The organism is Tolypothrix sp. PCC 7601 (assembly GCF_025677855.1).
GTDB lineage: Bacteria > Cyanobacteriota > Cyanobacteriia > Cyanobacteriales > Nostocaceae > Aulosira > Aulosira diplosiphon.
The window spans coordinates 4,453,982-4,473,969 of the sequence record NZ_CP064879.1 but is presented as its reverse complement, the minus strand read 5'-3'; the positions used below and the strand labels follow the sequence as shown (position 1 = coordinate 4,473,969).

The window sequence follows — 19,988 nt, the reverse complement described above, 5'->3', positions numbered from 1 at the left end:
ATTCAAAAGGCGATCGCATTATGAGGATTGCGTCTTCAAGCCTATAAAATCCTAAGGGTGAGGCGTGTCACCTACCATTACCATCTGTATCCTATTAAGAGATGGGTGCTAATCCCTACGTCCTGATCAACCCAATCGGATGATTACTTTGAGCATTACGGTATTTCTTCGAGTTTCCAATGTGGTTGCATTATTGGAGCGCCAACATTGAAAAATGACAGGTGGGTTTTGCCTCTGAACTTTTGAACATGATGCGAAACTTGGGCGGTTCGATGGGGATGACAGCATTGTCAACAGTTTTGACTCGACGCGAACAATTTCAGTTCAGAAAAATAGTAAATGCTCAATTTAACATTTCACCATTGATCTTTCCCTAAGTTAATATTTCGGACAAGTCTATTAGCGCTGCACTATTACTTACTCACTAGGCTGTCTCTGTTGTTCTGTAAAAAGTTAAGACAACTAATGCTGCAGTTTATTTGCTCGCATTTAATAAAAGTTTAAATTTTACTGAGAACCCCATAAGAATTTTCTTAGCCAAATCTGAGTATTGTCCAATTTTATATTTAGATAATTCTAATTTATTAATTATTTTCTGAAGTGATAATTGATAATAGTTTTTGTATTAAATACTCTTAAATTATTCAATAGCTAAAAAATGGTTACACTATTAACAAATATTCCTCTTGGTCGCTTGGGTAAAACTCAAGATGTCAATTATTTAGTAACATTCAAGGATGAAAATATGGCTCTTTCGTACCTGCCATGCTAAAAAGTTCTGCAAATAAGTTTGAAACCCTGATTTGGCAATAATAACAAGCGTTATCCCTACCCTTTAGGTTTTGGCGCTGAAATTGAGTCATTAATCGCCTGTAAGCATTGATTTAAAAAGGAAAAATTCATTTTTAAGGATTCTTTTCAGCATCATACCTACCGAAGAACCGAAAATATTAATCTTTCCTTCCGCTTACTGCTTTATTTTCAAGCTATCCCCTCATTAAAAAATGCTACAACCAAACATTAAAATTGCTCTTACCCTGTTAAGAGTTACCTGTTTTTAAGTTAGAAATAACCAAGATTAAACGCAAAAGCAGAATAATCATTATATGAGAGTAAATCATGCAGACGCTAAGAAAACATTATCCCGAATATTTGATTGAAGCTGCCGGTTTGGGCATTTTCATGATTTCTGCCGCAGTAGTGACTGCACTCTTAGAGCATCCAGTTTCACCAATTCGACAGGCAATTACTGACCCAATTTTACGGCGATTTATTATTGGTATAGCAATGGGATTGACTGCTATTTGTATTATTTATTCGCCTTGGGGTAAGCAATCAGGTGCACATATCAATCCAGTTGTCACTTTAACTTTCTTACGTCTGGGCAAAATTAAACCTTGGGATGCGATGTTTTACATTTTGGCCCAGTTTATTGGTGGATTGTTGGGATTGCTATTAGCAGTGAGGATATTGAAAGATGCGATCGCAGATCCATCTGTCAATTACGTTGTCACCATACCTGGTACGCATGGAGCAGGATATGCATTTTTGGCTGAATTAATTATTTCCTTTGGTGTGATGCTGATGATACTGTTTGTATCGAATAACCCCAAACTAGCCCCATTTACGGGAATGTTTGCAGGGGTGCTGATTGCAACTTACATTACTGTAGAAGCACCTTTGTCAGGTATGAGCATGAACCCAGCCCGTACCTTAGCATCGGCAATTCCGTCTCAAAATTGGACAGCTATCTGGGTTTATTTCACCGCACCACTGTTAGGAATGCTTTTGGCAGCTGAAGTTTATGTGAAGCTAAAAGGCAAAGAGGCTGTGCGTTGTGCAAAACTACATCATCACAATAACAAACGCTGTATTTTTCGATGTGGCTATCGATATCTAGAAGCAGATCAAAAATGGTTGTTGAGTGATAAGTTACCTAAACCTTGAGAAGGCAGGAGGCAGTCTCAATGAAAAAATTTCCGCCTAGTCTTCTGCACAACAATGAGGCTGCAGCAAGTTTTTATCATAGAGTTGGTTATCAACCCTATGAACTTGTATATCAGAAAAGATTGCGAATGTTAATTTAATTAATTTAACATAGTACTACTATGGCTACAAAATTCAGCAAAAAGATAACTGGGGCAATTCTATCGACGGTTGTTTTCGCCACAATAGCTCTAGCTCAAAATCAAGTTTTATCTAATATTAACCAATATAAAGATAGCGATGATGTACAAATAGTCCAGAGCCAAATATTAGCATCGCAGTCTGTAGTGACCGCAGTAGAATCTGTAGGTATGACGGTTTCTGATATGGATCGTGCAGTTGAATTTTACTCTCAGGTGCTTTCATTTAAGAAAATCTCAGATGTAGAAGTTTTGGGTACAGAATACGAACAACTGCAAGGATTATTTGGCGTACGGTTACGTGTAGTGCGTATGCAATTAGGTAATGAGACAATTGAGTTAACTGAGTATCTGACACCCAAAGGTAAACCAATTCCAATAGACTCGCGCAGTAACGATCATTGGTTTCAACATATTGCAATCGCTGTTAGCGATATGGATAAAGCTTATCAGCATTTGCGCTCATTTAAGGTGCAATATGCTTCTACTGCACCCCAACGCATTCCCGACACTAATAAAGCCGCAGCTGGTATCCGCGCTTTCTATTTTAAAGACCCCGATGGGCACAATCTAGAGATTATCTACTTCCCCACAGACAAAGGCGATCCTAAATGGCACAAACCAACTAACCAGCTATTTTTGGGAATTGACCATACTGCGATCGTTGTAGCCAACACCGCAGCTAGTTTGAAATTCTATCGTGATTTGCTGGGTTTGAAACTAGCGGGAGAAAGCATGAATTATGGTACAGAGCAGGAGCATCTGAATAATGTCCAAGGAGCGAGATTGCATATCAGTAGTTTACGCTCTCCTAGTGGGCCTGGAATTGAATTTTTAGAATACTTGACACCAAAAGACGGACGACCTTTACCAGCTGATGCGCGTCCTAATGATGTATTGCATTGGCATACAACTCTAGTAGTCAAGGATGCAGAAGCAATTGCTCAACGGTTACGAATTAATAAATCTGCGTTTGTTTCTCCTAGTGTTGTGGCTATTCCTGGGCAGACATTGGGGTTTAAAAAGGGGTTTTTGGTTAGAGATCCAGATGGTCACACAATGCGGATTGTAGAGAAGTAATCAAATGAGTAACCAACAGAAAAATATTGTTACTTTTAATGACCTTGTAACCAAGATTTTGAACAAGTGGTTGCAAGTTCAACCAGATAAAAGCTTAATGAATTTCTTAGCGACTTGATTCCAGATGGAGAATTCAGCATTGAGTCATCGGCAGTTACAGGAACCATCGTCAAAGTGCAATTACCCTTAGCACCTGGATTCCGATCTCAATCAGGTAAAAATTGGTGTTAGATATTTAATAAATTCCTCTGATAATCAAGTAATATCAAGCATGTTATCTATCAGGCTTAATATCGGTAGAAAATTTTATTAGAGGAGATATGAAATTGTGCAAGTTATCTCAGTCAACGTAGGACTTCCCCGTGAAGTGCTTTGGAAGGGCAAAACAGTTACCACTGGGATTTTTAAAGAACCAGTTGCGGGACGGGTAATGATGCGATCGCTTAACTTAGAGGGAGATAGACAAGCTGATTTGAGTGTCCACGGAGGGAAAGACAAAGCAGTTTATGCTTATCCATTAGAGCATTACGACTATTGGCGGCGCAAGTTACCTGATATGGATTTGCCCTGGGGAATGTTTGGTGAAAACCTGACGACAGTTGGGCTGTTAGAGAATGAGATTAATATTGGTGTTCACGAAGTGTGCGCGATAGCGCTCTCGCTTTGGGATTGGTAGTGCAGAGGTAATGGTGACTCAACCCCGAATGCCTTGTTATAAACTGGGGATCAAGTTTGGACGGGCTGATATAGTTAAACAGTTTTTAGATAGCCGCCTAACTGGGTTCTACTTTTCGGTGCTGCAAGAGGGTAAAGTAGAAAATGGTGATACTTTGTCGTTAATCGCTCGAGACTCAAACAATGTTACTGTTGCTGATATCACCCGACTTTATGCACGGGAAATACATGACTTAGAACTGTTACACCGCGCTGTACAAGTTGAGGCTTTACCTACAGGTTGGCGAGACTATTTTCAGCAACAAATCGAGAAGTTTAAAAAATGAATTTTATTTAAAATAATAATTGAAACAATTCAAAAATTGATCTTTCATCAACTCTTAATACCACTCTCAGCACACTATAAGATTCATAATCCATAATCCAAATATTGATCGCCAGTAAGATTGTTGACTTATGGGTATTGAATTTGGACGGGAAATCTGCGGTAATCTCGACACCGCAGAGTCACGGGAATGGTTAGTTACTAATGGTATTGGTGGTTACGCTTCTGGAACGGTGGCAGGTTTATTAACCCGCCGCTATCACGGCTTATTAGTAGCAGCCTTACAACCTCCGCTGGGTCGCACCTTAATGCTGGTAAAACTAGATGAAACTGTTCTGTATGATACTTGCTCTTATTCCCTCAACACTAACCGTTGGGTAGATGGTATCGTCAGTCCTCACGGTTATCAACACATAGAACGTTTTTCTTTAGAAGGTACAATTCCCGTATGGCGTTTTGCTATTGCTGATGCCTTGTTAGAAAAACGGGTATGGATGCAGCAAGGAGTTAACACAACTTATGTCCAGTATACTTTGCGTCGTGCTACCAAACCTCTAAAGTTGGCGCTTAAAGCAATAGTCAACTACCGCGATTATCACGGCGATACCCAAAGCAACGGCTGGCAGATGTCTGTTGAGCAGATAGAACAGGGAATTTGTGTAACTGCTTATCCCGGTGCCGTACCACTGTATCTGTTGAGTGACTGTGGCAGTGCATCACCTGTTCACAATTGGTATTATGGCTTTGACTTAGCAGTTGAACGTGATCGCGGATTGAGCGACAAAGAAGACCACCTCCACGCTGCTACCTTTGAAGTTACACTCAATCCTGGGGAAGCAATCACATTTGTTGCCAGTACTCAGAAGCAATTAGACTTAAATGCTGAAGCAGCACTCGAACATCGTCAAGCTCTTGAACAAAAGTTAATTGGACTATGGAAATCATCCAGTTCTCTCAATAATCCTGATTCTCCTGCTTGGGTTAATCGTTTAGTTTTGGCTGCTGACCAGTTTATCGTTGATCGCTCCATACCAGAAAATCTTAATGGTAAGACTATCATTGCTGGTTATCACTGGTTTGGTGACTGGGGACGCGATACAATGATTAGCCTACCTGGTTTGACTCTTGCCACTAATCGCCCAGAAATAGCACGCTACATTCTTCGCACGTTTGCTAGGTATGTAGACCAGGGTATGTTACCCAATCGTTTCCCAGATGCAGGTGAAATACCAGAATACAATACAGTTGATGCAACTCTCTGGTATTTTGAAGCCATTCGAGCTTACTACAATGTGACTGAGGATGATGATTTGCTGATGGAACTGTTTCCCGTGCTGGCGGATATCATCAATTGGCACTGTCGCGGCACACGCTACAACATTCATCTCGATTCAACTGATGGTTTACTTTATGCAGGGCAGAAGGGTGTGCAACTCACTTGGATGGATGCAAAAGTGGGAGATTGGGTAGTAACGCCTCGAATTGGTAAACCAATTGAAGTCAATGCCCTTTGGTATAATGCTTTGCGGACAATGACAAACTTTGCCCGCTATCTGAGTAAACCACACCAAGAATATGAGGCGATCGCAGACCGTATCCAAGTCAGATTTTCTCGCTTTTGGAATCAGGATACAGGTTACTGCTACGATGTGCTAGATAGTCCCGATGGAAATGACCCATCTCTGCGTCCGAACCAAATTTTTGCTGTTTCCTTGCCCGAAACTCCCCTCACTCCAGCCCAACAAAGAGGAGTAGTAGACATTTGTGGGCAGATACTACTAACCTCACATGGCTTGCGTTCCCTCAACCCAGACCATTCCAAATATCAAGGTAAATATGGAGGAAATCAGTATCAACGTGATGGTGCTTATCACCAAGGTACTGTTTGGGGTTGGTTATTAGGGCCGTTTGTCCTTGCACACCTGCGCGTCTATAAAAATCCTCAGCAGGCACGTCAATTTCTCCAACCAATAGCTAATCATCTCACCGCACATGGTCTTGGTAGTCTCAGCGAAATTTTTGATGGTGATGCGCCGATGACTCCACGGGGATGTATTGCCCAGGCGTGGACTGTTGCAGAAGTTTTACGTGCTTGGTTGGCAACTGAGGGTTGATCAAGATTTGGTTAAAGGTGTTTAAAGTGCAACTTTAAACGGAAGCTAAATATCCAAGACCACCCTAGAACTTCCCGGTTGAGAAATACAAATCAACACCGAACCCCGATCAATTGTAGCCGTTGGTTCCTCCTGATAAGCAACCTCACCAGAACTGATTTTACACATACAAGTCCCACAAATACCCGCCCGACAACTAAAGGGAGGATTAATATCATTCGCTTCGGCAAATTCCAAAATACTGCCATCTCCTCGCTGCCAATTTAGGGTTTGACCAGATTTTGCGAAAACAATCTCGGCTTGTTGCACTCCCTCACCTGTAGTTATAGTAGGGGGTTGACTGTCGGATGCAACTTTCATCGGTTTACCAAAAGACTCAAAGAAGACTCTACTATCAGGTACTCCAAATTCCTTCAATCCTGCCATAATTGACATCATAAAAGATGGAGAACCACATAGGAAATACTCAGCTTCTTGTTGTACTAACTCTTTAATTAAAGTAGCATCAACATAACCAACACTGTGGTAATGTCCCTCATCTTCAGTTGTAGGACGGCTGTAGCGAAAATGCACATTTAGATGAGAATTTTGTTGGGCTAACTCTGTTACTTCATCATAAAAAGCATGGAATTTGCCATCTCTAGAACCATGTATAAACCAAATTGGGCGGTTAGGGTGCAAACGAGTTACGGCTTTTGCCATACTCATCATCGGAGTAATCCCGACACCATTGCTAATCAGCACCGCAAGAATGGATTTTTGCATATCTAAAACAAACTTACCATTTGGTGGTTTCGCCGAAATTATCGAACCTTCGTGAATGTGATCATGCATAAAATTAGACGCTATACCAGGCGGTAAATTTAATCCCTTTGGGGCAGGTTCACGTTTAATCGAAAGACGATAATATGTACAAGGTTCAGGATAATCAGAAAGAGAATAAGTACGAATTACAGGTTTGTCTTGTCCGGGGATATCCAGTTTGATAGTTAAAAATTGACCTGCTTGAAAGTTGTAAATTTCGCCTTTGTCCTCTGGTTGCAAGTAGAATGAGGTAATTTCTTCGCTTTCTTTTACCTTGCGAACAACCACAAAATTTCGCCAATCTTTCCAATTCTTGCTATTGGATTTTAACTTTGCAGATACTGATATATCCTGACTGGCTTTGCTTGTTAAGACTAAGCCAAAGATAGCACCACAACCTGTTCCTAATAGTGAGGAATAAACGCCAAATTGAGCAGCAGATTTATCTTTTGGATTAATTAATCCAATAGCCACACCAGAAACTATGGTAACTACTGAAAATGCAATACTTGCAGTCGTAACACTTCTGGTAATGGGATTCTGAATTCGTCGAATATTTTCTAACATTTCCTGTTCCTGTTTATCTTTTATCAATAGTTAGGGACGGGGTAGGTGAGCCCTGACTGGTGTAGGTATTTTACCCTAAGGCTAAAACCCTGATGATTGCGTGGTCAATATGTAGGATTATGAATTTTAAAAAGATGTGTTGAGCATGAATCCATAATTTTTGACCGACTTCTCAAACGAGAACTCAAGTCTTCCAATCATTGGACAGTAGTTCACCTGCATCATCATTAGCGAGCGCTATATTTCTAGTATCGATCAGTTCGGTTTCTAAACGATCGCGTGCTGCAACCTGCTCAACGATAAATTTAGCAACTTGTTCACTCTGGCGACCTTGACGAGAAGTACCAAGGATAAGGATGAATCTGACATAGTTTTTCTGCCTACTGTTCTTGATAGTTCCAAAGTAGTCCACCATCCACAAAGAAAGTACTACCTGTAATGTAGTCAGCATCATCAGAAGCCAGAAACGCCACTAAAGAAGCAACATCTTGTGGTTGATCCAAGCGATAGCGCACCCAACTTTTCTGGGTCATTCAACAGCTTAGTATTGATCGGAGTTTCTATTGCTCTTACCCTGGAAGATATAAAAGATAACAAAATACTCCCTTAGTGAGAGAGCGCGGTTGTCTGCAATGCGAGATGGTTAATAATAAAAGGGTGCTATGCGTCAGATCCTTATCCAAGTACCACACGGCTGCGGCAAACAAGTTCTCAATATTGCAAAGTCTCATAATGGTACAAACCTGGCACAAATTGAGGCAAAAAGCAGTGACGAAGTAATCGAGCTGGTGATGGTTAATTTGTCTAATCACCAGGTTGGGCAGTTTATAGAGGAGTTGCAAGATTTACCGAAAGTACACATCACCCTAATCCCTACAGGAGTTTTGGCTTTAAAACCGCCGCCAGAAGAAGCAGCACAGCAAGTAAAAGATGTACAAGAACGTAGCCCGATTGAAGTTTTTCTCTCTAGTTTGCAAAGTGTTGGTTCTTGGCGAGGTTTTCTTGGTTATGCAGCATTGGCAGGGGTAGTAGTCTGGATTGGTTTGTATACCAATACTACTTATTTACTGGTAGCAGCAATGCTGATTGCACCATTCGCCGGGCCAGCAATGAATACTGCGATCGCTACCGCACGAGGCGATCGCCAATTGCTCTGGCGGAGTCTATTACGTTATTTTGCCGCATTAGCAGTCACGATTGGGATCGCCTGGTTACTGAGTCTAGTTCTGCGCCAGCAAATCGCTACCAGCTTGATGATTGAACGTAGTCAGCTTTCAGCTGTAGCAGTACTGTTACCCCTAGCGGCTGGTGCAGCAGGCGCGCTCAACCTCATGCAATCTGAGCGTAGTAGTTTAGTATCAGGTGCAGCAACAGGAATGTTAGTAGCTGCTTCCTTAGCTCCACCTGCGGGAATTGTGGGTATGGCTAGTGCAATTGGTCGCTGGGAGATGGTAACTGCTGGGCTATTCTTGCTCTTACTGCAACTATGCGGCATCAATTTATCAGCTTCCCTTTTATTCCGCATCTTCGGACTATCTGCTCAAGCAACTCGCTATCAGCGTGGTAACAAAAGAGTATTTCGCTTTGCTTTAGTAATTACAGTCATAGCGCTTGTAGGTCTATTAACTTGGCAATTTTCCAATTCTCCCAATTTAGAACGCTCTAGTCGCGCCCAACGTGCAAATGCTGAAGTCCAAAAAGCGGTGGAGCAAGTTGGTTTAGCAAAATTAGTCGAATCAAATGTTCGCTTCACCCGTGCCAACATTTCTGGACAAAATACGCTGTTATCTGTTGTTTATGTTCAACGTCAACCTGGAGTTAGTCAGTCATCTGAGGAAATTCGTTCTCTCCTTACCCAAGCAATTCAAACTCATTTATTAAACCAAGGCTTTAATATTACACCATTAGTTGATGTTAGTGTCTTAGAATTACCTACTAATAAGAAATAAGTAGTTTTTCCCTATTATGAATACCTCATGAGGCACCTAAATTTTTCCAATCAACAAGCCCTAAAAAAAGAGCGCAACGAAGTTTTACAACAACTTAAAGATTAGCTAGAATTGCCGATGTTTATATTAGCATTCGGCTGGCTAGCACTATTTATTATCGAGTTGACTTGCTCCCTGCCCCCGTGCTGCCTATGTGTAGCGATACTTTGGAGAATTGGTATAACTTATGCAGTAGTCACAATAATTTGCAGAACATTTTTAGTGTCTGCGATCGCACAGCAAACAAAGAAATCAAGAATGATAAAATTGACTACTCAGATCCGGGACACATCGCAGAACTACTAGTAGCCGCAGGTGTTGCTGTTGGCGCTTCGGCAACCAGCATCATCTTACCGTCAGCAGTGATCACCAAACCTTGCGCCTCAATAATTGGCTGACTTTCCGACACATTTACTTGTGAAGATGCATTCGATACTTTGTTGACACTTTCCCCATCCAAACTAGCTAAGGGACTGAGGCTAGTTGTCAAAGCCAGCGGTTCTAAAACATTGGGTGGTAAACTACCGCGTCCAGTCACGACAAAGCTACCCAAGGGTTTTGCATTGTAGTCTCTAGGGCAAGTTTGAGCAAATTGAGTACTAGCGTCAATTATTCCTGTAGGGAGTTCCAGCAGTTTTTGTGGCGGTTGGATTTGTGGTTGGGTGATGGTGATTTGTCCCTGTATTCCTAATTGAGAACTAGCAGTGATATCACTTTGATTTGTCAGTTTAGGGCGTGCTTCAATGCCAAAAATATTTTGCACATTGATATTAACGTTACCGCCTTTACCAGTGAAAGCATTAGCCGTAACATCGCTGTTTTCGTTAGTTACAGCTACAAAGAACGGTGAATTAATCGCAATATTACCGCCATTACCACCAGCTTGGGCAGTACCTGCGGTAGTGGAGATAAAACCGCCATTACGTAGCAATAACAAATCACCGATATCAAGACTTATATTGCCGCCATCACCAGCAAAAGTTGCTGCTGCAATACCTGCTTGATTAGAAATGCGAAGTTCAGCCGCATTGATTTTCGTATTTCCAGCTTTACCTGTACCCCGATTCGTGACAGAACTAAAAACCCCGCTAAAAGTACTGGGATTCTCTACACTGTCAAGGTTGATAATATTACCACGACCCGCACCATCAAGAGTTATGGTATCGCGGGCGTTAATTGTAATATTGCCAGCATCGCCTTTAGCTAGGCTAGTGCTACTAATTAGCCCCCCACGTACAGAAAGCGAACCAGTTATCAGGTTAATATCGCCGCCCTTACCTTCACCTTGATTTTCGACTGTAGTAAACGCACCACTGGGAATGCCATTACTACTAACACCATCAAAGCTAACAGTATCAAGAGCATTAATGGTAATGTTACCCGCATCACCCTTACCGAAAGTACTTGCACTGATGCTTCCGCCTTGACTGGCGCTAAAGGAGTTAGTTGTTATGTAAATTTCTCCTCCTTTACCTTCAGCTTGATTTTCAACTGTAGTAAATGCACTACTGGGAATGCCATTACTACTAACACCATCAAAGGTGACAGTATCACGGGCATTAATGGTAATGTTACCCGCATCACCTTTACCAAAGGTGCTGGATATGAGTTGTCCGCCATTACGTGCTGTGAAGGAGTTGGTTGTTATCTGGATGTCACCACCCTTTCCCTCACCTCCGTTAATTAGATAACTCAAGACACCACTGGGACTGTTATTGTTAGTTACACCATCAAAAATCACAGCATCACGGGCATTGATAGTGATATTTCCTGCATTTCTCTGGGCAAAAGTTGAAAAATTCCCACCATTGCTTAATGACAGCGTTCCTGTATTTACTTGGATTTCTCCACCGTTACCGCTGTTAGTGGCAAAGGAATATGCGCCACTAACAAGCCGTTGATTACCAACTCCATCTACAAAAACGCGATCGCGGGTATCAATAAAGATACTACCAGCGTTACCCTGTCCAGCACTAAACGTATTGACTGTACCACCATTAGTTAAAAATAATATTCCGGTATTGATGCGAATATTGCCACCGTTCCCGATCGCATTATCTAAAGCTACACTACCAGCATTGCCTACATGATCAAAAGTTACTGTATCGCGGGCGTTGATAGTAATGTTACCTGCATTCCCCTTACCACTAGTACTGCTAGATAGAATTCCACGATTACTAACTGTCAGCGATCCAGTTGTAATTTCAATGTCTCCGCCTTTACCTTCACCCCTGAGTAAACTGGTTGACAAGCTACTTTCAGCATCAACAACGCTACCATTATATAAACCTACATCACGGATAACACCATCAACTTTCACACTGTTGCGGGCATCAATTTTAATGTCACCTGCTTTTCCTAGCCCAAATCCCACAGCAGACATATATCCGCCATTGGTTAAAAATAGCGCGCCAGTTTTTGCTTGAATACTACCAGCATCACCGTTATATGCATAAGTAGAGGCATTACTTGGTAAACCGCTTTTACCTATACCGTCAAAAGTAATGGTATTTGCCGCATCAACAAAAATATTCCCACCATTACCTTGCCCATTATTAAACGCCTGCAAGCTACCGCCATTTTGGAACAACAGTGTACCTGTGCTAATACTAATGTCACCACCGTTACCAATACTCCGCTCATCTCCTGTGCTGGATGCTTGACTATTATATAGACTCTTACCGCTAAAACCTGCAAAGGTAACGCGATCGCTGGCGTTAATGGTGATGTTACCTGCATCTCCCTTGCCACTTGTACTAGTAGTTAAACTAGCACCATTAGTAACGAACAGCGATTGAGTTTTTACTTGAATATCTCCAGCTTTACCCACACCTCCAATGAGTAAACTGCTGGTTAATCCACTTGTAACATCACCTACATCACCATTAAATTCACGAGTTATAAAACCATCAAGCTGAATAGTATCGCTAGCCTCGACATTAATATTGCCTGCATTACCTTGCCCTAATACATTAGTGGATATTTGACTGCCATTAGTTAACAGCAGCGTTCCGGTTTTGACTTGGATATCTCCGCCATTACCCACTGCTTTAGCACCTATCAAACTATAGGCATCAGCATCTGTATCAAAGCTGATAGTATCACGGGCATTAATGATGATATTCCCTGCGTCTCCTTGTCCTAAGGTGCTACTACTGACATAAGCACTGTTAGTAAGTGAAAGATTATTAGTTGTTAGCTCGATATCTCCAGCATTACCAACAGCTGAATTACCAACAGCACTAATTATTCGGGTAAATAGATTGCTATCGTTACCAAATCCGTCTAAAGAAATTCCTTCACGGGCGTTGACAGCAATATTACCACCATTACCTTTTCCAAAAGTTCTGGTGTCAATTTCTGAGTCTTCGATGAGTGACAAGGAACCAGCTTGAATTTTGATGCTACCACCGTTACCTAGACCACCTTCGTCTACATAACTATAAATACCAGAATTATTTGTTAGTGAAACAGCGGTCTGTGCTTGGATTAAAATATTACCAGCATTACCTTGTCCAGAGGTACTAGCGTTGATAATACCCTGATTTAAGGAAAGCGAACCAACATTAATATTGATATCGCCTCCGTTTCCCTGCCCAACGGGAAATTCTTGATAAGCTGCTAAGACATTCGTTTCTATCTTCGCATTATCGCTGAGATTTAATGAATTTGCTTTGATATTAACGCTACCACCATTACCGATAGCACCATAGGTTACGCTGCTGAAAATACCTGTATTACTGTTTAGAGAAACGGTATCAGCTGCTTGGATAAATATATTGCCTGCATCACCTTGCCCAATAGTGCTGACATTAATTAACGCATCTTTATCTAAGTTCAATGAACCTGTGGAGATATTAACATCACCTGATTTGCCAAAAGCTCTTTGTTGGATCACATTAGCAATCAAGCTGCTATCAGTTAAAGTTGTTGTACCTGTGGCATTAATTAGAATATCTCCGCCTTGACTATTTGCTGTACCTAAACCCGTTTCTATCCCCGCGCGGAGTTTACTTTCCCCTGTTAAGTTGACATTGCGTCCATAAATTTTTATTCCTCCGCCATCTGCACCTCTAACATTAACTTCTGTACCATTACTCAGAGAAATATCTCCCCGTTCGACATCATCACCAATTGTGACACTGGGCAAATTGTTGGCAATATTCAATCCCACTGTTGCGGGTGCATTTATAGCTGCTAATTCAATATTGCCGCCATAAGCCCGCAGTCCCCCACCATCAAGATTAATATTTCCGCCAATCAGCAATAGATTCTGATTATCTGCGACTCTTAACCCTGTGACATTTTCACCCGCAGGACTGATACCTGCTGCGGCTTGGGATTGATTGGTAATTGGTTGGGAATTAATTTGATGAAACAGCAATGCACTGGGATTAATCGTTAACAAAGGTGCAGCTTGGGGATTTGTAGCACTAAAAATTCCTTGATTACCAAATTGCACAGCATTGGCGGTAGTTCCCACAAATGAACTACGTATATCTAAGCGCGCATTTTGCCCAAATAAAATACCATTAGGATTAATTAAAAATAAATTGGCATTACCATCTACTCCCAATGTGCCGAGAATATTTGAAGCTTGTCCACCCGTCACCCGCGTGAGAATATTTTGCACACCAGCAGGGTTGCCAAAATATACTCTTTGCCCATCATTAATATTAAACTCGCTAAAACTGTGAAACAGATTGCTTCCACGTACAGCGCCACCGTCAATTTTGTCGGCGTTTGCACCATTAATTACAACATTGGGTGTGATACGAGAACTTTCTGCACCTAAAGTATTATCGGGATTGATTTGACTATAAGCTGGGGCGTTGCTGAAGAAGATAAAACTGCATAATATGAGCTTTGGTTGCAGATTGATGGTTGTTAATATTCGCCCCAAGCCCTCTGGAAAGGTAGTGCGATCGCAAGAGCAAGATTTTGCAGATGGCTTCGTTTTATGTTGTTTTACTACCAATTGCTTATCGTTAGTATTTTGGAGCCAGTTCTGTATCTGATTCATCCCTGATTCTTCTTAAGTCTTATAGGTTTATTAAACTTACTCCTATAAGTATTTCTGGGCAGGTGTAACATATGCAAGATTGTCTGAAATACTTGTAGGTGTTGCTTTTAGCGCTTCACAAGCTAACATAATATTACATTTATTAATGACTCAAGCAAATGTTGCTATCCAGATTACCGACTTTTTGAAAAAGTCGGTAATCTAATAGCGAGTGGGAGAATGATTGCTACAAATGTAGCGGAGTGAAGGCGTGCGGGCTTTGACTATCTAGACTATAAGCCACAAGTCTTGTAGCCGCGTACCAGACACAGCCGAATCTAGCGTAGATTTATGCATAGTGGTTTGTACTCGCTAACTCTCGGATTACAGAGCCAGCGAGCATTTACAATTACTTATGCAGTGGCCATTGACATTTGCCGACAAGATTCAGCACAGCGACGGCACATATCAGCGCAAGCTTTCATTTGAGCATCATTACCCATGCGATGCCTGTCGGCAAGCCGCTGTGCGTCTACGCAATTTTCCGCGCAGCGCTGACATACTTCTGCACACACCCCACAGGTATGAGCGTGTAACTGGGAAGTCCGCAACATAAAATTAGCACTAGTTTCACAAATTTCAGCGCAATCAAGCAGTAAGCGAATATGAGCTTGTTCCGCATGATTACCACCCTTTTGTAAGCAGTAAGTTACAGTATTCAAGCAAATACTATGACAATCCAAGCAGTTTTGAATGCACTGCTGCATTTCTTGGTTAACTTGATTCAAGGTCAGTTGTTGTATAGCCAAGATTTTTACCTCCGTATTTATTTAGTTACAGGCATAATTGCCTTTAGCCTTACCTTATAAATGCAAAGATGCAAATGCGTCTACCATTAGGAATAAGGAGTATTTATTACTAGTGAATTATCAATATTTCATGCAAATTTTATCTATATATGTATTCATGTTTATCTGCTGTATTTCCATAATTTAGATTAAATATGAAGACTCTCATAATTTTTGAAAATAGCTTGACTATAGTCCGTTGTAGACATCACATTTTGAATATTTTGCCAGTTTTGAGCCGGGAACGCTATATAATTTATTCCAGCAAATACCTGCTTTGTAAATAAATACCCGATTTCTGCCCAAATTTTGCTCGTTATTTTCACAACAGATTGTTAGACTTATACTTACAAAATCACTATCTTCATATAGAAGGCAAACTCACCTTAGTTTCTGGCGTTGCTACCTCATAGGATAATTATGTAGAGATTGGAACTAATAATTAATGGTTTCATCTGCTAATTTATCCCACATCAGTGCAACGCCTGATTTCTTAATCAGCCAGTTTTGGTCTGCTGATGTTTATGAAACCTTGTCCAAGTTGGGAAAGGGAGTTTTTTAAAAGATAACAGGGTAACGAGTAAAACTGCTACTTAGCAGAGGCTTTTGAAGATGCACCCTATTGAATCAGTAAGATTTGTAATATCAGCGATCGCTGATTTATGACTATCATCAGAGTTAATTAGAAATGGGTAGCGATCGCCAGCTATTAGGAAATGGCAAAATATTAAAATAAACTAGCCCTTCAATAATACCAGCAGTATTAGGAGAATCAGTTAAATAGTGCCAAGGGTAATGAGTTTTAAAGTGCCATTGGAGCAGTTCGGTCTGAGCATTACTAACGATAATTCCTGGCGATAGCAATTGAAATAGGCTAATGTCATTTCCTGAACCTCCAGAGATAATTGTTACCTCCGGTTCTACTTGCAGTAGTTTTTGCAGATATGCAGTAGCTTTACCCTTATTACAATTTTTGGGTACTATATCAACATCGCACCCATTGCTGAAAATAACCTGAGCCGATAGTCCTGAAAAGTTTAATAAATCTTGTAAATCATTAATTACATGAAGTGAAGCATCTGTATCTAATTTAAAACTAATTTTCCAGCGGGTTTGTTCACTTTTGCAGCGAAGTTGCAATCCCGAAAATTGACTGGCAATTGCCCAAATTGTATCTCTATTCCAGCCTTTGGCGATATAATTAGCCCAATCCCGATCTAAAATCAAACCCTGTTGATAAATCTCACTACCTAGACTAGCAATTAAGTAATCTGGTTTTAATATATTTGCTTGTGCTATAAATTTACGAATAGCAGTTTCACTGTGATCTGTAATATATACTAAATAAATATACTTGCGGAAGTCTGCTAATCGCTGGGTTAAAACATTATTACCTTTATCTTTCTCAACCAGAGTATTATCTAAATCAATCACTAAAAGTAGTTTCATCTTTAATTCCTGAAAATTACAAAGTGTTGGTAATAATAAAAGAATATGAATATCTTGATAAAATACAGGGATATTGCTACATCAAGACTTGGAAATTTTGAATTATATTCGTCACTCCCAAATTTAAAATCTTTTCACCCCTGTATTCATCAATTAATCTTAGCGTTGCATATGCTGCGCTAATAGTTGTTGTGCTCTTGGCTTGAATACTAAATAAAATAGTATTTCTAAGTAGCGGAGCATATCTTCACGATTTTCTTGGGAAGTATAATTCCAAAAACCATAAATTCTGGCAAGGGAAAGTAAGCGTGTAGTGTGAATTTTCCAAGTGTAATTTGTCAAAACCCTCTTAATTGATTGTTGAGAAACTTTCAACCAATATTCTGTATTTTTGTCGCATTTATGAACAAACTCCAGAATTACTTGTGCCATTTCTTCTAGACGAGTAGGGTTGATATAAAATCCATTTACCCCGTTTTGAATAATTTCTAATGGGCCACCAAACTGAGTAGCAAAAGTAGGTAAACCGCTAATCATTGCTTCTAAAACTGTAAGACCAAAAGCTTCAAATAAAGCAGGTTGGACAAAAACTCCTTGATGATCAGCAATCAAGCGATAAATTTCTCCCGAATCATTTTTAGATAAGCGAACACCTAACCAGCGAATTTTTCCGTGGAGATTGTATTGGTCAATGATTCTGTAGAGTTTTTCAATTTCCGTAGCTTCTTCGTAATCGCTGCTGTCTTCAACTCGTAATTTACCCGCTACCAAAATCAAGTTACAGTGTTGTTGTAATTCCTCACTTTTGCCAAAACACTCTGCTAAACCTGTGAGGTTTTTAATTCTATCTAAACGCGCCATTGAAAATATAGGTCGCTTGTTGGGGTCATCTAATTTGCCATATACCAGATTGGAATCTTCGAGATTAAATAGCAAATTCTCCAAGCGATCGCGTTCTGAGTGAAATCGTCTATCTGTATCTGTATAAGGAAAGAAATAACTTTCGTTCACCCCAGGCGGCACTAAATTAAACTTAGGACTGAATAACTCTATGCCATCTACAACATGATATAATTCAGGCATAGTAAAACTCTTATAAGATTCGTACTGCCCTACACTATCTGGCGTACCGACAATTTCTTGATAGGTACTGCTAATAATAAAATTAGCCGCATTCATGGCAATTAAGTCAGCAGTAAACTGGAGTGAAAAATGATACTTATCTTCTAAGTCTTGCCAGTAGAGATTACTAAATAGATATTTAGATTTTTCTAAAGCATGGGCAATATTACACTGGGTAACTTTTAAACGACGCGCCAGTAAAAAAGCAACTAAATTCCCATCAGAATAGTTACCAACAATTAAATCTGGTTTCCCGTGAAATTCAGCTAAGACTTCTTTTTCGGCATCAATTGCATAAGTTTCTAAGTAGGGCCAAATTTCAAACCGAGAAATCCAATTTTGTGTCACATTAGGATTAAATTCCCGGAAAGGAACTCGCAAAATCCAGACATTTGTAGTGCCATAAACTTTCTCTAAACGCTGATTGCAGCGAGTACCATCACAATTGGAAATCAATCGAGAAAGAATGATAACTTTTGGCTGGACATGAATCAAATCCAATCCTGCCAAAGTTATATCTTCTTGGAGTTGTTGTTCTAAACTTCTAGCTTGGTCTAAAACATAAACTACTTGTCCACCTGTGTCAGGTCTTCCCAAAACTCCTTCCTGTCCAAACCAGCCGTGAACTGATACCAAAACGATGCGAAACATCATTGGTATGCGAGACAACAAGTTTTCTAAAGCCTGGTGGTCAGGTGAATCAATTAATCCATCTAAAAGTTCTAAGCTTTCTTGAATGCGACCTGCGGTGTTACCCCATCCCGGCTCAAATCCCATCTCTTGCAGTTCAAAACACAATTGGCTGTAGGGAGTCGTAGCAGGATATTGGTTAACAAAACCCAGTGCTAATTTGACCTGTTGTGATAGTTGCTGCTGATTTTGAATCCGGGGGTTAATTAGCAGTTGTGTACCGTTATAGTTATGCAGACTTAGGAATTGAAACAGCCTTTCTTGCAACTGTTGCGACTCCTGAAGTTTGCTGGATAAGTAGCGGTTGAGAAACTGTACACCTTTACCAATGTTTTTGGGATCGCGAATTGTCGGTGAATAATCATACAATGGATGAAAATCCAGTTCTAAGAGATTACCTTGGTGAGGGTGAAAGCGATTGACAAAGCGATCGCGCAAGTCTAACAATTCTTCTACGGTCATTGGTTCAACTTGCAGGTCTTCCGTAATGTGAAATACCTGTTGATTTGCAATCTTTGGTCTCACTACTAAGCAATAATTGCCATTGTCAAGGATAATTTCTTGGGTGAAGTAGATGAGTTTTCCCAATTGAGAAGTACTACAAAAAAATTCTGACTTTTCCTGGCTTTTACAGTAATCACTAAAAGCGGTCAGAATATCATTTCTTAGGAGATATTGTTGATTTTGCTGGCGTAATTGATGTAAAAATTGACGAAAATCAATGCTTTCTTCACTTTGCAAAATATCATTAATTAGTTCCAGCATAACAAATCCTTATGAATATCAAAGTTGTCAGTTATAAATAAGCTGGCAAGAATTTTTTTAAAGCTTCTTCTTCAGTGTCAAAAATTTCCAACATTGTATCCATCATGGTGACTTCAAAAATTAATTTGGCTGTAGGCAGCAGACTACAAATGCAGAATCTACCTTTAAATTGTTGAACAATCCGCTTTCCAGCCACTAAAGAAGATAAACCAGCACTATCAATGAAAGTTACTTGAGCGAGATTGACTATTACATAGCAACTGATTTGAGAAATACACTCTTGTAATTTCATCTTTAGCTGCCAAGATGTGCTAATATCTAGCCGAACCTTAGGTTGCAATATAATTACTGTATTTCCATCTTTGGTTATATGTTTCCTATCCTCAATTTCCATCTCTATATCTGCCTCTTCTCGGCATAACGTTAAATTTTA

General features: G+C 40.3%; 13 protein-coding genes and 1 pseudogene. 6 read left to right on the top strand and 8 right to left on the bottom strand.

Features of this window, described 5'->3' with window-relative positions:
- Positions 1-1,119 precede the first annotated feature (1,119 nt).
- From HG267_RS18360 to HG267_RS18340, 5 genes are all read left to right on the top strand, one after another.
- Entirely contained in the window at positions 1,120-1,947 is an 828-nt protein-coding gene (locus tag HG267_RS18360) for an MIP/aquaporin family protein (protein ID WP_045867804.1), read from the top strand.
- A gap of 161 nt (positions 1,948-2,108) precedes the next feature.
- A complete protein-coding gene (locus tag HG267_RS18355; RefSeq protein ID WP_045867805.1) occupies positions 2,109-3,206 on the top strand; it encodes a VOC family protein in 1,098 nt (365 codons plus the stop codon).
- Positions 3,207-3,534: 328 nt separating this feature from the next.
- On the top strand, positions 3,535-3,882 hold the full coding sequence (locus HG267_RS18350) for an MOSC domain-containing protein (protein ID WP_255325134.1): 348 nt from the start codon (positions 3,535-3,537) through the stop codon (positions 3,880-3,882).
- 10 nt (positions 3,883-3,892) lie between these two features.
- Entirely contained in the window at positions 3,893-4,207 is a 315-nt protein-coding gene (locus HG267_RS18345) for an MOSC domain-containing protein (RefSeq protein ID WP_255325135.1), read from the top strand.
- A gap of 130 nt (positions 4,208-4,337) precedes the next feature.
- Complete coding sequence (locus HG267_RS18340) at positions 4,338-6,320, top strand: amylo-alpha-1,6-glucosidase (RefSeq protein ID WP_045867806.1); 1,983 nt, start codon at positions 4,338-4,340, stop codon at positions 6,318-6,320.
- A gap of 45 nt (positions 6,321-6,365) precedes the next feature.
- Here the strand turns inward: HG267_RS18340 and HG267_RS18335 are convergent, their stop codons facing one another.
- The 3 genes and pseudogenes from HG267_RS18335 to HG267_RS41940 form a co-directional block, all read right to left on the bottom strand.
- The gene (locus HG267_RS18335) at positions 6,366-7,691 is read right to left on the bottom strand and encodes a 2Fe-2S iron-sulfur cluster-binding protein (protein WP_045867807.1); all 1,326 of its coding nucleotides are present in this window, start codon (positions 7,689-7,691) and stop codon (positions 6,366-6,368) included.
- A 184-nt stretch (positions 7,692-7,875) separates the two neighbouring features.
- Complete coding sequence (locus HG267_RS18330; protein WP_045867808.1) at positions 7,876-8,106, bottom strand: hypothetical protein; 231 nt, start codon at positions 8,104-8,106, stop codon at positions 7,876-7,878.
- Positions 8,072-8,258 (bottom strand): annotated as a pseudogene (locus HG267_RS41940) (SDR family oxidoreductase); the annotation flags it as partial. The gene HG267_RS18330 and the pseudogene HG267_RS41940, both read right to left, overlap by 35 nt.
- 95 nt (positions 8,259-8,353) lie before the next feature.
- Between HG267_RS41940 and HG267_RS18320 the strand changes: the two are divergent.
- Positions 8,354-9,640, top strand: coding sequence for a DUF389 domain-containing protein (locus tag HG267_RS18320; RefSeq protein ID WP_045867809.1), 1,287 nt, complete (start codon positions 8,354-8,356; stop codon positions 9,638-9,640).
- 310 nt (positions 9,641-9,950) lie between these two features.
- Here HG267_RS18320 and HG267_RS18315 read toward each other — a convergent pair whose 3' ends face one another.
- The 5 genes from HG267_RS18315 to HG267_RS18295 form a co-directional block, all read right to left on the bottom strand.
- Positions 9,951-14,702, bottom strand: a complete 4,752-nt coding sequence (locus tag HG267_RS18315) for a beta strand repeat-containing protein (protein WP_045867810.1) — start codon at positions 14,700-14,702, stop codon at positions 9,951-9,953.
- Between the two features lie 392 nt (positions 14,703-15,094).
- Positions 15,095-15,490: a four-helix bundle copper-binding protein gene (locus HG267_RS18310; RefSeq protein ID WP_045867811.1), complete on the bottom strand. Its 396-nt coding sequence runs from the start codon at positions 15,488-15,490 to the stop codon at positions 15,095-15,097.
- Positions 15,491-16,207: 717 nt separating this feature from the next.
- Positions 16,208-16,978: a sucrose-phosphate phosphatase gene (locus HG267_RS18305; RefSeq protein WP_045867812.1), complete on the bottom strand. Its 771-nt coding sequence runs from the start codon at positions 16,976-16,978 to the stop codon at positions 16,208-16,210.
- 159 nt (positions 16,979-17,137) lie between these two features.
- Positions 17,138-19,555, bottom strand: a complete 2,418-nt coding sequence (locus HG267_RS18300) for a sucrose synthase (protein ID WP_045867813.1) — start codon at positions 19,553-19,555, stop codon at positions 17,138-17,140.
- A gap of 31 nt (positions 19,556-19,586) precedes the next feature.
- Positions 19,587-19,949 carry an STAS domain-containing protein gene (locus HG267_RS18295; RefSeq protein WP_045867814.1) on the bottom strand — a complete coding sequence of 121 codons (363 nt, stop codon included), beginning with the start codon at positions 19,947-19,949 and terminating at the stop codon, positions 19,587-19,589.
- Between the last annotated feature and the right edge of the window lie 39 nt (positions 19,950-19,988).

What these genes read in the sequence shown, in the direction of transcription:
- HG267_RS18360 (WP_045867804.1), top strand. Translation starts at nt 1,120, where the DNA reads ATGCAGACGCTAAGAAAACATTATCCCGAATATTTGATTGAAGCTGCC.
- HG267_RS18355 (WP_045867805.1), top strand. Translation starts at nt 2,109, where the DNA reads ATGGCTACAAAATTCAGCAAAAAGATAACTGGGGCAATTCTATCGACG.
- HG267_RS18345 (WP_255325135.1), top strand. Translation starts at nt 3,893, where the DNA reads ATGGTGACTCAACCCCGAATGCCTTGTTATAAACTGGGGATCAAGTTT.
- HG267_RS18340 (WP_045867806.1), top strand. Translation starts at nt 4,338, where the DNA reads ATGGGTATTGAATTTGGACGGGAAATCTGCGGTAATCTCGACACCGCA.
- HG267_RS18335 (WP_045867807.1), bottom strand. Translation starts at nt 7,691, where the DNA reads ATGTTAGAAAATATTCGACGAATTCAGAATCCCATTACCAGAAGTGTT.
- HG267_RS18330 (WP_045867808.1), bottom strand. Translation starts at nt 8,106, where the DNA reads ATGGTGGACTACTTTGGAACTATCAAGAACAGTAGGCAGAAAAACTAT.
- HG267_RS18320 (WP_045867809.1), top strand. Translation starts at nt 8,354, where the DNA reads ATGCGTCAGATCCTTATCCAAGTACCACACGGCTGCGGCAAACAAGTT.
- HG267_RS18315 (WP_045867810.1), bottom strand. Translation starts at nt 14,702, where the DNA reads ATGAATCAGATACAGAACTGGCTCCAAAATACTAACGATAAGCAATTG.
- HG267_RS18305 (WP_045867812.1), bottom strand. Translation starts at nt 16,978, where the DNA reads ATGAAACTACTTTTAGTGATTGATTTAGATAATACTCTGGTTGAGAAA.
- HG267_RS18300 (WP_045867813.1), bottom strand. Translation starts at nt 19,555, where the DNA reads ATGCTGGAACTAATTAATGATATTTTGCAAAGTGAAGAAAGCATTGAT.
- HG267_RS18295 (WP_045867814.1), bottom strand. Translation starts at nt 19,949, where the DNA reads ATGGAAATTGAGGATAGGAAACATATAACCAAAGATGGAAATACAGTA.